A 14,199-nucleotide genomic window follows, 5' to 3' on the forward strand; every position below is an offset into this window, starting at 1 on the left:
GTATTTCATTAGCTAATTTTAGTTAAGACAATAACTATATGGTTTAATCACTTGAGCTTGATTCTTCTATTTTTGTCGAAAGAACACATTTTGGGGTTTCTTTACCTATTTCTAGAGTAATTCTACTATTTTTTTCAATCTGATTCATAACTTGTTTAGCCCGTTCAATAACCAAGTTAGGTAATCCAGCTAATCTTCCTACTTCTATCCCATAAGATTTATCTGCACCACCTGGACGAACCTGATGTAAAAAAAGAATTTCTTGCGGTAATTCTTGTACTGTAACTTGATAATTAGCAACATTAGAAAGAATAGATGCTAATTCATTCAATTCATGGTAATGAGTCGCAAAAACTGTTCTTCCTTTAACTTCTGTTGCCAAATATTCTGCGACCGCCCAAGCAATAGATAGTCCATCAAAAGTAGCGGTTCCTCGCCCAATTTCATCTAATAAAATTAAAGATTTAGCAGTTCCGTGATTTAAGATATTAGCGGTTTCATTCATCTCAACCATAAAGGTTGATTGTCCTGTAGCCAAATCATCCACTGCCCCTACACGAGTAAAAATACGATCACTAATTCCTAATTTTGCAGTTGTAGCCGGAACAAAGCTTCCAGTTTGTGCCATCAGTTGGATCAGTCCTACTTGCCTTAAATAACAGCTTTTTCCACTGGCATTAGGACCAGTTAAAACAATTAAATCAGGAGCATCATTGTCTTGATTGTTGCCTATCAAGGTTGAATTGGGAACAAATACACCTGCTGGTAAAGATTGTTCAACAACCGGATGTCTTCCATCGATTATTTCTATTACCCTTCCTTTAATAACTTCAGGACAAGAATATCCTTGACAAACTGCTACTTCTGCTAACCCTGATAAGACATCAATAGCTGCTACTGCTTTAGCAGCATTGCGAATTTCTTGAGTTTTTTTAGCTACTTTTAAACGTAATTCTGTAAAAACTTTATATTCTAATTTATTGAGCTCATCTTGTGCTGTCAAAATACGAGTCTCCCGTTCTTTTAATTCAGGAGTGATGTACCTTTCTTCATTAGTTAACGTTTGTTTACGAATGTAATTATCTGGAACCAATTCTGCTTTACTACGAGGAAGACTAATATAATAACCAAAATTCTTACTGTAGCCAACTTTTAGGTTAGATACTCTGATTTTTTTTCTTTCTGTAACTTCCAAATTAGCTAACCATTGACGATCATCTTCAAGACGATGACGGATGGCATCTAAGTCTCTGTTAATGCCATCTTGAATTATGCCTCCATCTTTTAAATGAAGGGGAGGAGATTCAACTAAGTGGTCAATAACATATCTACCCAATTTTTCTAATTCAGGGGGAATTTTTTGTAAATTTTTTAAATAAGGAGAAGTTCTTTTAGCAGCTAATTCCACCAACTTGGTTAACCGGACTAAAGACTCAGCTAATGATAATAAATCCCGTGCATTCGCCGTTTCTGAACCTACTCTACCTGTAATCCTTTCTAAATCATAAATACTGCGTAATAACTGACGTAAGTCTTGGCGTAATGAAGGAGTTTCTACTAACTCTTTAACTGTATCTTGCCTGTCATTAATTTGTTTTATATTTAGCAAAGGCTCGATTAACCAACGACGTAACGCTCGGCCTCCCATAGCAGTACAAGTACGATCCAAAGCCCATAGTAAAGAACCATGAAAAGTTCCATCTCTTACAGTTTGGGTTATTTCAAGATTACGACGAGTTTGATGGTCTAAGATAAGGAAGTCAACCTGATTGTAAGTTCGTAAGGGTTGCAGGGGAATTTGATGGACTTTCTGGGTATCTTCGATGTATTCTAATAGTCCCCCCGCAGCTTGAATTGCTAAGGGTAAATGTTCACATCCCATTCCTTCGAGGGAACGAATACCAAAGGTAATTAAAAGCTTAGGTTTAGCTTGATCTAAAATAAAAGAGGTTTGTGCTCGTAAAGAATAACAAAAACAGTTTGGCAACCCATCAATTAGATATTCCGATTGTTCTCCAGGACGCAATAAACTATTAACATTAGGGGCATTGCTAGGAACTAAAATTTCCGAGGGTTGTAAACGTAATAATTCCAAATTTAAATTAGCTAATTCTTGTCCTTGAGTAGTAAAAAACTCCCCGGTTGAAATATCAGCATAGGAAAGTCCCCAATGTTTCTTTTCTACTACAATGGCAGCCAAAAAATTGTTCTGTTTAGCTTGGAGCATCCCATCATCTGTCAAGGTTCCGGGAGTGAGTAATTTGGTAATTTTTCTTTCTACCATACGCCCTTGAGCAGCTGCTTGAAAAGAGTCTTCTACTTGGTCACAAATAGCCAAAGCATACCCTTTTTCTATTGATAAGCGACTATATCTTTCTAGGGAAAAGTGAGGAATTCCTGTCATGGCTACTCGACCAATTTCTTTTCCTCCATCTTTACTAGTTAATGCTAATTCTAATTCCTGGGAAACTATTACGGCATCCTGAAAAAAAAATTCAAAAAAATCTCCTACCCGATACGCCAACAAAGCATTAGGATATTGACATTTAACCTTCACGTAATGTTGATACATGGGAGTTAACTTTTGAAAGTCAAGATGAAGATAACTAGTATGAGGAGATTTACTTGTCCCAAGTTTTGACTGAGAATTAGGATCAGGAGAAATAATCATAATTTAAATGGTAATTCATCTAGTTCAGAGTTAATGTTTTGGAGTTTATTTCAGAGTAAAATTCTGTGATTCCTTTTATATTCTTATTAAGTGGTATCAGCCATAAATCCCTTACTATGAGGAAATTTTTTCACACTCCTCGTGTTCCTTAAGTTCTAAGTCTTCTATTGTGACTTTGTGAGGTTCTATTGTTTCAGAAGATCGTTGAGAAAATCCCCATAAAAATAACATTGCTATAGTACTGATCATTAACCATTGAGGAGGTACAAAGTCAGTATTAATTACCCGCATTAAAAGTCTAACTCCAACTAACCCCACAGTCACAAAACCTGCGTCTTCAAGATGATTATATTCCTCTAACCAATGGATAAACAATTCGGCTAAAAACCTTAGGGTAATAACCCCGACTGTTCCCCCTAAAAGAATTAACCAAAGATCATCAGCAATAGCGATTGCAGTGGTGACACTATCAAGAGAAAATGCTAAATCTGTGATTGCAATTGAAGGAATCACTTGCCATAACGATTGAGATTGTAAACTGTGATGATGTTCTTCTTCTTTTTGAGAAGTAAAATAATTGAACACTAACCACAGCAAATATAATGCTCCTAATAACTCAAATTGCCAGAAATTTATCACCCAAGTCGCTGTTAAAATTAGAGCCATTCGTAGAATATAAGCAAAAACTAAGCCTAAATTTAAGGCATCTTTTTGTGATTTTCTATTTGGTAATCCTTGGGCAATGGCAGCCAAAGCAATGGCATTGTCGGCAGATAAAACAACCTCTAAAATAACAAGAATTAAAAATATCAGGATGGTCTTGAGACTAAATATAAGGGAAGAATCGACGATCTGGTCTAGCATTAAAAAATAGTTACTAAATTGAGATTATTCAATGAGGGCATGAGCACGAAATCGAGCTGAAATCAAATCGATATTAATTTGATTCTTGTTTAATCATAAATGATCTTCTCTCGGAAAAGTAAAGGGGGAAACTGAAGAGGCAAACTAAAGAGAGAAAGTGTAACAGATACAGTAGGGATCTAAGCCTAAAATAGGTTGAGAAAATATGTCATAATAGTCCGGAAAATTTTGATGGATTAGCAGTTTTGCTCAGTTTGTAGTACCAGCCACTTTAGAAGTGGCTATTATCTAAGCGACGAGATCAGCTGTCAAAAACTAAATCAAAAGTATTTCAGTTTAATTAGCTATACTTAAAATTACTTTTTAATCCTAATCTTTAAATCTAGCATGTACCTCTATATTTAAAAATATGTCAGGTCTGAAAGTAATTTTTTTTGATACAAGGGCTGTGACTTTAGCTCGTCGAGATTGAAGAGAAACCTCCTTTCTGGTAACTGATTTTGGAAGTTGGGTTAAATCATTAAAAACTCAAATTTTTGATCATAGAGCAAAGCTTTTTGATTTTTTCTCCCTGACTGCTGGAAGTGAAGATAGTGGAAAAATTATGTAACTTAGCAGATGATCGCTTTGTGGTGTTATTAATTTCCCAATTATCACAGATATTCTCATTGTAGGTATTGGCTATGTCACCTGTAAAATACAGAAATAGTTTTCAAAAAGACTAGTGCGTGCTATTTCAGCGCATTAAATGGGACTGTTATCGTCTGCTCCTTGGAATATGTAACCCAAACAAAAATCTGACTGTGAATATAAATGATTAAGAACCCCCAAAAACTATGAGGGAAACCTTAGAATTAATCTCTTCTAAAACCGTGCCCGAAAATGAAACCAACAATAACAGCTTTTGACCTGATAAATTAGAAGTATTTACGAGTTTACAGTATTTTCTGCAAACTATAGATCAATGCATTGGGAATTAGAAAGAAGAATTAAGAGGTACTTAAAATTGATGAATTCTAATCAGACCGTTTGGATTGTTAGGCATAGTAATCGTCTAGATTTTGTCAACCAAGAGTGGTTTAATACGGCTGAACATACTTAGGATCTTCCCCTCTCTGATGACGGGATTATGCAAGCTCAACAATTAGTAAAGCGGCTAAAATCAGAGAATATCGTTCATATTCTTGCCTCACCTTTTTCAAGAACTATTCAAACTGCCCATTAGGTAGCGGAAATTCTTGATATTGAGATTAAACTAGAAGCAAGACTTGCTAAATGGCACAATCCGGAATGGATGAGTGAACATCCAACAAGACACCACCCCGACTATTTAAATAAAGAATATTCTCGGGTTAATTGGCATTACTTCTCAAAATTGGTCCCCAATATCTCAAAACTGAAACTAAAGTAATGCAAGGAACAGAAGAAGTTATTAAAAAATTAGTAACTAATTTTTTAATAACTAATTAGTCGTACATTGGGTATCGGTGTTAAAAACAACTTGTGGTTAGTAGAGGAAACCCCTAAAATCAAACCTACTTTATGTTGTTTAGTTGAAGTTCTTCATGAAGACAAGCGCTGGACATTGAAATTAAATGGGGACACTTATTGTCTGAATAAAACAGAGAATGATTTTTAAAAAATAAAAAATAGTGTCACTACACTTTTTTATGCCCGACCAAAATACACAAAATAAATTAAAATATTAGTAACGTATTTACCAAAATCAATAACTATTGTAGAGAAAGTGCTACAGTCAGTTCTGTATTTTAAATAAACTAGAAACACTATGACAATTAAATTTACTATTAATCATGAAGTAGTTATTAGAATGATGCTAAGACACTGTTTTGATGAATATCCTACAAAAAAATAGCTTATAAATTAAGGAAATACATAATTTAGTGCTATTAGCTGTGCGAAGCCTTCGTTTTCCCAAGTATTGTGTTTTTGGTAGTCTTCGATACTTTTCCGTAAAAAAGGAACAAAATCCAAGATAAATTTTTCTTATCTATTAGATTTATTTTTCAAGTTTTAATTAATTTAAATTAACCTATATAATGTATTTTTAATCAATTCTACACCATTTTAGCTGGCAATAATGTTAGCTACTGAAATAATTTTGTCCAGTAGCTAACATTATTTGGCAAGATTAAATTACAATTCCCATAAATCAGCGCAATGATAACTTACTTAATAAAATATTTACGATAATATCTAATATTTTTTAAAAATTTTAACAACTAGTAAAATTAATTTTTGTGCATCATAGTAATGGAATATTCGCTCAAACAAGTGGAGAATATTCTGAGGCGTTAGATAATTGTCATGGAGCTTCCAATTTAGAAACAGCTTTTAATGATTATGGCTACCTTTTCTGCAAAATTAGCATTATTTATGCTATAAATGGAAAGTGAACTAAAGCTCTATAATACTATAAAAAAATCTGTTAATCTGACTTTATCTATATCCTCAGCTTTGAATAATATTGCTATTATCTACTATTATCAATGAAAAAAAATAAAGAAGGATAAAACTTTATTTTATAAAGCGGCTGAATATCGTAAATAAGTGATCTATTTAGCTTCGAATAATCACACTGAAGCTTTAAATTGGTTTAAAATATCATAACGTTCATTTCTGAACTTTGTGATATTTTACTTTTTGAGTATTCCCTATTTATGGAAAAAATAAATGATTGATCGCCAACAAGTGCAAAAAATTGCTCATTTAGCAAGATTAGATATAACTCCCACAGAGGAAGAAGAATTTGCCCCTCAATTGAACCGTATTTTGGAATATTTTGATCAGTTAAGTAAACTTGATACCGAAAATGTTCCTCCCACTACTAGGGCAATCGAATTAAGTAACATTACCCGCAGTGATAGTTCAACTGTTTGCAGTGACCGTGAATCCCTTTTAAAACAAGCTCCGGAACAAGAAGGAGAGTTCTTCCGAGTCCCTCAAATTTTGAAAAGTGACGAAGAATAATTCTTATAGAACTTTAAATTTTTAAATTACATGTTATGCTGATAGTTAGCTCGGACCCATGCGATTGCAACGCCCAAATCTTGTCAGGGCCGGAAGGTAGCAGCAACACGGGATGCTTGCAATAGGCGTGGACTCCGAGCCCCTGCTGCGTATGCGGTAACATATTTATTGTCTTCATCAGTAGCAAATTAGTGTCATGAAAATGACTTAATTATAGTTGTGGAATATTGCTGTTGTTCAAGCATTAGTAAAAAATTAGCTTCATTTAATAAAATAAAATGTCTTAATATTTGCTCCGCCTCTTCGCAATAAAGTTAACAACGAGAGTCGTCAAATATTCTAATGTTAATTAGACTCCCCTTTGGGATCTTTTGGAAGTTCTTGGATATTTGATCTAGTCTATTGCGATGTCTATCTCAGAAAAACTATTACTTAACTTCAGCATAAGTCCTAGTTAAATCGCAATTTTGACTAGATGATTTTATCTAATATCCTTGCTTTTTCTTTTATATTTAATCTTCTTAATGTTAGGAAATGATATTACTACTATTGTGCTTACTTATGGAAAATTTTTAGGTTATAAGTTAACTTTATGTAGTTCTTAGTATATTAGTTATGCTAGCTAAATTTTTAGGCAATTTATTATTCAGTAATTTCCTTTTTTAAATTACTGATTAATTCTAAGTTTACTTAAGATTACTTATTTAAGTTGTATAAGTTTATCTGAATAAAAATTATTTTTATAATCAGCGTATTTTGAGCTATTAAATAATTATTTAGATAGCTCAACTGTATTTAACCAGAAACTAAACAGATTAATGATACTCTTAAATTAACTAGATTAGTGATACCTTTAGAAGGAGAGTATATTTGATGTGAAAATATAACCTAGTTTCCCTTTAGTTGAGTAATCATTCCTTCAACTGACAGTTTTTTCTCAGAAGTGATCATCTCTTTGATAAGATCTACGATCGACATTTGATATAATTTTTTTATTTATTAACTATGATTGAAGTTGAACGTCTGAGTAAAATTTATGGTTCCACAGCCGCCATCAAAGATGTGAACTTCTCTGTGAAAACAGGAGAAATACTTGGTTTTTTGGGTCCAAATGGTGCAGGAAAAACTACTACCATGAGGATTTTATCAGGATATATTCCCGCTACCAGTGGAACCGCTAAAATTAGTGGCTATGATGTCCATGAACAGCCAATGGAAGTGAGACGGCGTATTGGCTATCTTCCTGAAAACCCTCCTTTATACCCTGATCTAACAGTGGAAGGTTTTTTAATGTTTGTGGCAAGAATTAAAGGAATAGCAGTCGGAGACTGCCTTTCGCGAGTTAAATGGTCAACGGAACGCTGTCAACTCGAAGATAAACGTAAAGTACTTATTCGTAAACTTTCTAAAGGCTATAAACAAAGGGTAGGAATCGCTCAAGCGATTATTCACAGCCCTCCAGCTATTATTTTAGACGAGCCTACTGTCGGACTTGATCCAAAACAAATTATTGAAGTTCGCCATCTAATCAAAAGTTTAGCCGGAGAACATACTATTATTCTGTCTACTCATATTCTACCTGAAGTTAGTATGACTTGTGACCGCGTAGCCATTATTAATAAAGGAAAAATAGTTGCCATTGATACCCCAAATAATTTAATGTCTCAATTAACCAAAAGTGGCGGATATGAACTAGAAGTGTCAGGAGATATTTATAGCATAAAATCTCTATTGGAAGAAATTCAAGGTATTTCTAATATTCTTATTAAAGACAAAGAAAACGCAAAAAATTGTCAATTAAATCACTATTTAGTTCATTTAACAGCTGATTTAAATATAGAACCAGGACGAGATATTGCAGCCTTAATTATTAATCGAGGGTTAGCCTTATACGAAATGCGTCGTACTCGTCCTACATTAGAGGATGTGTTCTTAAACTTGCTTACCGAAGAATCAGAAGTAGTAAATAACCAATAGATATATGATTTTAGCTAATTTAACTGCCATTGTTCGTAAGGAATTTCAAAGTTATTTTTATACTCCTTTTGCCTATATTATTGCAGCATTTTTTTGGTTAATTTCAGGATTCTTTTTTAATTCAATTCTCGACCAATTGACCCAAGATATTAGCTTTCTCGAACAAAGCGGACAAATTTCTCGGTCTGTTGATGTTGCTAGTCAATTTTTGGAAGCCTTTTCAGGAGTCATCATTTCTCTGTTCTTAGTACTTCTTCCCGCACTATCTATGGGATTGTATTCCGAAGAGCGTAAGCGAGGTACTTTAGAACTTTTAGCTACTTCTCCAGTGAATAATTGGGTGGTTGCTTTTGGTAAACTTTTAGGAGTTATTAGCCTTCTTATCGTATTGATGGTTCCTATCTGGATCTGGGAAATCATTGTCTTCAGTGCTGCTAATCCCCCAGTTAGTCTACAAATTATTTTACTAAATTACTTGTCTTTATTCCTTATTTCTACAGCTATTTTGTCGCTAGGAATGTTTGTTTCTTCTTTAACAGATAGTTCTATACTGGCCTATATTCTTACATTTATTTTAATTCTTTTTCTTTGGATTATAGATTTGGTAGCTAATAGTATAATTGAACCATTAAGTAGTATTTTATCTCATCTTTCTCTTTTTGATAGTTACAGTAATCTCGTTAAAGGTGTTTTAGAACCCAGTAGTTTAGTTCTATTTGCAAGTTATATTCTCATCGGTATTTTTCTAACAGCTCAATCCATAGAAATTTTAAGATTTCAACGAAGTTAGAATTTGCTGTAATCTATATATTTTCAATCAAATAAAACCGAAAAAAATGTTTAACTACCGTAAAGTCTTGAAATATTTGTTGATTCCAGGACTAGTTATGACTGTAGCAGGTTTAATAGCAGAATCGATGACTAAAAGTGGGTCAATTCTATATGTTAGTTTAATTGTCACTGGAAGTACTTTTATTATCATTTGGCTATCATATCTATTGATTGCTCGACGAAGTTTCTGGCAGAGAAGATCAAGTCAAGCAGGGACTAATGCTTTAATATCTACTCTGTCTTTAATAATTATTTTAGGAATAATTAACTTCTTAGCAGCTCGTTATTTAAACCCAATTGATTTAACAGAAAATCAACTCTTTACTGTTTCTTTACAAACTCAAAAAATTTTACAAAATATTAATGAACCTGTCAAAGTATGGTTATTTGTAAAAGCTCCTGATCCTAGAGATAAAAATTTATTAGAAAATTACCGTCGCTATAATGAAAAGTTTAAATTTGAATTTATTGATCCTGACACTAACCTTGGATTAACTAAACGATTTGATGTTAATTCACTAGGAGATGTATACCTAGAATATAGAAATAAAAGACAGTTAGTACAAACCTTGCTCCAGTTTAATACTCAGGAACCTTTGTCTGAAATAAAATTAACTAATGCTATTGAAAAAATTCAGCGTAATTATATTCCTACAGTTTATTTTCTTCAGGGACATGGAGAATATTCTTTAGAAGAATCTCACGAGGATAGTATTTTTATAGCTGTTAACAGTTTAAAAAATAAAGGACATAATATTAAACCTCTCAATTTAGTAATGTCTCCTAAGATTCCTGATGATGCAGATGCAATAATTATTGCAGGTTCTCAACGCAAATTATTCGAACAAGAGGTTAAAGCATTAGAGACTTATTCAGATCAAGGAGGGAATCTTTTTTTATTACTTAATCCTAATATTGAAACAGGGTTAGAACCTATCTTAGAGAAGTGGGGAGTCAAACTAGATAATCGTATTGTAGTAGATGGTTCAGGGCGAGGAAATTTAGTTGGTTTTGGTCCAGTAACTCCTTTGATTAATACCTATGGAAATCACCCCATTACGAAAGAGTTTAATAACGGAATTTCGTTTTATCCATTAGCACGTCCTATTGATACTATTAAAGTAGAAAACGTAGAAGCTACTTCTTTATTAATCGCTAGTGAACAAATGTGGGCTGAAAGTAATGTAGAATCTGAGAAGCTTACCTTTGATGAAACTCAAGACATCGCCGGTCCGTTTGATTTAGGAGTTGTTTTGATTCGTCAAATTGGTCCAGATAAAAAGCAGAAATCTCAATTATCTCCTTCTTCTAGTCAACTAAATAAAGATTCTCTAATCCCTTCTCATGCAGAAAAATACATGGAGAAAAAACTACCTAAAAAAGGAGGAAAAGAAACTTCTTTTTCTTTTCCTAAAGAGACAGAAATTACATTCATACCTAATTCTTTCTCTATGATAACTCCATCAAAAAGGCGAGAACTCTCAATGTCTTCTATTTCTTCAAATAATGTAAAAATTAGATTAGTTCCTAGTATTATTGATGTCCAAGGTAGTGATTTGTATTCTTTTTTAGAAACAATAGAAACTAAAGAAAATAATTCATTTTATGAAGAAAATCAGAAAAAAACAACACTTAAAAATCCTGATACAATTGAATCTCGTTTAGTCATAATTGGTAATTCAAGGTTCATTACTAATAGTTTATTTAATCAACAACTTAATGGTGATGTATTTTTGAATTCAGTTCAATGGTTAGTGAGTAAAAATGATCAACCCTTATCAATCCGTCCTAAAGAAGCGAAAAATCGTCGGATAAATTTAACTCCAGTACAAGCAAGATTATTGACTTTTCTAACATTAATATTTTTTCCGTTAGGAGGGTTTCTTGCCGGTTTTATGACTTGGTTACGTAGACGGTGAAAGATGGATAAAATATTTAACTCTAAATTAGAATCTAAATAGTTTAGAAAACTTATGAAGTTACAGAAAAAAACTTGGAGTTTATTGATTGTTGCTGTCTTTTTATGCACTGCTGTATATACTTACGAAATTAAAGTTAAACAACAATCACAAATTAAATCAAACGATAACAAATTGTTCAATTTTACCGAAGAAGACATCAAAAATATCACCGTTCAAATTAAACAAGATACTTTAAAGTTCCAACGAACTGAAGATAATAAAGGGTATTGGAAAATGACTGAACCTAAACAAGGAACTGCTAATGATGCAACTATTTCATTTTTAATTAATCTATTGGTCACTGGAGAAAGTGATCGCCGCTTTACAATTTCCACTAATCAACAGAAAGATTATGGTATGAACAAACCATTAGCAACTATAGAAGTAATACTAAATAATGGGAATAAGCATCAGATAGTCTTAGGAAATTCAGATTTTAATGATAGCTTTTTATATGCTAAAGTAGATACTAATAACCAAGATACAGCAGAGCTAATTATTAGTTTAGTTTCTAAAAACTATCGATATGCAATTGATAGAGAAATAGAGGAATGGTTGGAAATAAATGAATCATCAAACAGATCAGAAAATATTGATATAGACTTAAAGAAGTAGTCAATCTAAATTTAGACCTTAAGAAACTTAGAAGTTCACTTTCATGATGGACTAAAATAACTTTTTTTTAAAAAAAGAAAAAAACAGATAACGAGTGATTTTAGCTTAATTTAATTCAAAGTAAAATATAAATTATTTCTTTAGAAAACAGGCGATGTATTTTTAGTTTGAAATTAACTTTTTTATTGAGTAATTAAATATGGATGAAATTTTATATTTGCTTGATTATTTTTCTGAGTTTAACTTTTAAAAAGTTAACTTATTGACTCAAATCCTATTTAACAAAAATTGAATTTTACTATAAATTAATATCAACTACAAAATTAATTAGATAATTTATCTACTATGTTATAAAAAAATATTGAGTCCATACTACGAAAAAAAGATGGTTCAATTAGTCCTCTTAATTCTCTCAAAATATTCATATTGGCAACTTAAACCGATATAAGCAATTATATAAAAAATAAAAATCTTATCCTGAAATTTGTTTGGCACAATTAGACGAACAAAAATTACATTTGTTCACAAAGTAGAATCGAATCCTTTACTGGCAATCTCTCTTTGTAAGATGGTTTGTTGGAGGTGAACTTAACCTTTCCTACAATTTCTTGATCGCCATTTAACCACCTGGCGACACCACAACACCATGCTAGCTTGTACCCCAATGGGGGTACAAGCTAGCATGGTGTTGTATTCGAGGGATTTAGTACCGAAGTGTTAAGAAATCACCTGAAAGATATTCAAGTAAAAATAGTTGTTGCAACTTACGACAGATTTTGCAAAGATTGAGTAGTTTCTATCAAATCTCAATTTGATTTAGCCCTGGAACAGGGGACAAATTAAATTGAGAAAATAATCGTTGTTGAACACACAAAAAAACCGTCAATATGGACAATAAAAGGGATTATTGATGGTATGGTTTTTAAAAAGATATTTCTAGAGACTATCCTGCTGAAGTGATTGATAGTGAAAATAGTCTAATTTATCCTCTACACCAGTGGTAGTCCTAAAAAACCTAAGAGAGTTGTGCATATCACTACAGAAAGAGTATAGTCTTTACACTCACATAACTACAAAATGGATCTTTTATTTAAAGAATATGGATGTCCATTAGTGTACTGCGGATGTTGATTAGATCGTTGGGCATAGTTATGTTGTCTATAGTCGCTATTTAATGGCATGGCGCTACCAATCTAATATATGAATGGTTTCCCCGCACTTCTAACCCAGGTTGTTTCTACTCTATCCTAGAAACAACCTGGGTTAATATATTTTATACTACCTCAACTTCTTCTCCCACTTTAATAAAAACACGAGGAGCGGTTCTCAACTCACATAATCTGTCTTTCTTACACTTATTAGGAACCTTTGACTATACCATTCATTAACCCCGAGGCTTGGATGTGATCTCAGCGAGTCATTGGAAGTGCATAAGGTCCCATTTTTGATACATGGTGACGAACGGAAATAAAAATCGTAATGATTACGGTCTTACCCGGAGCTATATCCATCAAACCTAGATCAGCAACTCTTCGTTATTGCAGCGGATATAGTAGATAGAGCAAGTGATACTGTTTATAATAACCTTGAAGTTTTAAGAAGACTTATTGGGGTCTTATTCCATTTCTTGAGTAGACAGGAAGTGTGTTTATTTTACCGAAGATGATGCGCGTCAAGATAAAGATGGCTATTTTGAGATTATGGAACGAGTTGATGATGTCCTGAATATCTCAGCCCAGGTACACCGCTTAGGGTTAATGCAGTTAGAATCAGCGTTTGAGTCTAATAGTAAGCTGGCTAAAGCTTTGGTGGTGGGAGTTCCCCATGGTTTTAAATAAAGGGGAAAACATCTATACTTTTATCACCTTTGAAGATAACCGTAGTGCAAGTGATCAGTTAGCTAAAAAATTTAAATAACACATCGTCGCAGATATATTAGTCTATATCTTTAGGTAAAGGTAATGCGTAAATCAATTAATACACTTATAAGAAATAGTATTATGTAGGGTATTCAAATAAAGTACATTTAAATAAAATTGTTTTTATAAATAGAAAATACTATCTATTCTTAGTAGAGCTAATTTTAAACTATTGAATAAAGTTATTGGCAGTCATTTTGAATAAAAAGATCAGGTTAATATTCCAGTATTGACTTTTAAATACAAGTAATTATAATATAGTAACACGAGTAAGATATGAATTTTATTTTTAAAAAAATAATAAAACTTTAAAATAATCATCGTTAAACAAAATATACTAATATGTCTACAAAAAATTGAGTCGTATAAA

At 32.5% G+C, this 14,199-nt stretch carries 11 protein-coding genes and 1 other RNA gene; 10 read left to right on the forward strand and 2 right to left on the reverse strand.

All coding sequences use genetic code 11. The annotated features are described in order from the left end of the window. Nucleotides 1-43 precede the first annotated feature (43 nt). Complete coding sequence (mutS, locus tag ETSB_RS06975; protein ID WP_044107105.1) at nucleotides 44-2,671, reverse strand: DNA mismatch repair protein MutS; 2,628 nt, start codon at nucleotides 2,669-2,671, stop codon at nucleotides 44-46. 114 nt (nucleotides 2,672-2,785) lie between these two features. Continuing rightward, complete coding sequence (locus tag ETSB_RS06980; RefSeq protein WP_044107106.1) at nucleotides 2,786-3,535, reverse strand: TerC family protein; 750 nt, start codon at nucleotides 3,533-3,535, stop codon at nucleotides 2,786-2,788. Nucleotides 3,536-4,664: 1,129 nt separating this feature from the next. Here ETSB_RS06980 and ETSB_RS10355 point away from each other — a divergent pair. From ETSB_RS10355 to ETSB_RS10035, 10 genes are all read left to right on the forward strand, one after another. Further along, nucleotides 4,665-4,760, forward strand: a complete 96-nt coding sequence (locus tag ETSB_RS10355) for a histidine phosphatase family protein (protein ID WP_232509882.1) — start codon at nucleotides 4,665-4,667, stop codon at nucleotides 4,758-4,760. A 1,036-nt stretch (nucleotides 4,761-5,796) separates the two neighbouring features. Beyond that, nucleotides 5,797-5,952: a hypothetical protein gene (locus ETSB_RS10030; protein ID WP_171816431.1), complete on the forward strand. Its 156-nt coding sequence runs from the start codon at nucleotides 5,797-5,799 to the stop codon at nucleotides 5,950-5,952. A gap of 277 nt (nucleotides 5,953-6,229) precedes the next feature. Next, complete coding sequence (gene gatC, locus ETSB_RS06985) at nucleotides 6,230-6,526, forward strand: Asp-tRNA(Asn)/Glu-tRNA(Gln) amidotransferase subunit GatC (protein ID WP_044107108.1); 297 nt, start codon at nucleotides 6,230-6,232, stop codon at nucleotides 6,524-6,526. Nucleotides 6,527-6,573: 47 nt separating this feature from the next. Beyond that, an RNA gene (ffs, locus tag ETSB_RS09020) (signal recognition particle sRNA small type) lies at nucleotides 6,574-6,670 on the forward strand. An 861-nt stretch (nucleotides 6,671-7,531) separates the two neighbouring features. Then, nucleotides 7,532-8,503, forward strand: coding sequence for an ABC transporter ATP-binding protein (locus ETSB_RS06990; protein WP_044107109.1), 972 nt, complete (start codon nucleotides 7,532-7,534; stop codon nucleotides 8,501-8,503). A gap of 4 nt (nucleotides 8,504-8,507) precedes the next feature. Further along, nucleotides 8,508-9,293 carry an ABC transporter permease gene (locus tag ETSB_RS06995; RefSeq protein WP_044107110.1) on the forward strand — a complete coding sequence of 262 codons (786 nt, stop codon included), beginning with the start codon at nucleotides 8,508-8,510 and terminating at the stop codon, nucleotides 9,291-9,293. Nucleotides 9,294-9,339: 46 nt separating this feature from the next. Next, the gene (locus ETSB_RS07000) at nucleotides 9,340-11,253 is read left to right on the forward strand and encodes a GldG family protein (protein ID WP_044107111.1); all 1,914 of its coding nucleotides are present in this window, start codon (nucleotides 9,340-9,342) and stop codon (nucleotides 11,251-11,253) included. Between the two features lie 54 nt (nucleotides 11,254-11,307). Further along, entirely contained in the window at nucleotides 11,308-11,910 is a 603-nt protein-coding gene (locus ETSB_RS07005) for a DUF4340 domain-containing protein (RefSeq protein WP_044107112.1), read from the forward strand. A 539-nt stretch (nucleotides 11,911-12,449) separates the two neighbouring features. Next, a complete protein-coding gene (locus ETSB_RS10695) occupies nucleotides 12,450-12,533 on the forward strand; it encodes a hypothetical protein (RefSeq protein ID WP_332403822.1) in 84 nt (27 codons plus the stop codon). A 1,077-nt stretch (nucleotides 12,534-13,610) separates the two neighbouring features. Further along, a complete protein-coding gene (locus ETSB_RS10035; protein WP_171816432.1) occupies nucleotides 13,611-13,748 on the forward strand; it encodes a hypothetical protein in 138 nt (45 codons plus the stop codon). The last annotated feature ends 451 nt before the right edge of the window (nucleotides 13,749-14,199 follow it).

Source organism: cyanobacterium endosymbiont of Epithemia turgida isolate EtSB Lake Yunoko (assembly GCF_000829235.1).
In the GTDB taxonomy this organism is placed as follows: domain Bacteria; phylum Cyanobacteriota; class Cyanobacteriia; order Cyanobacteriales; family Microcystaceae; genus Rippkaea.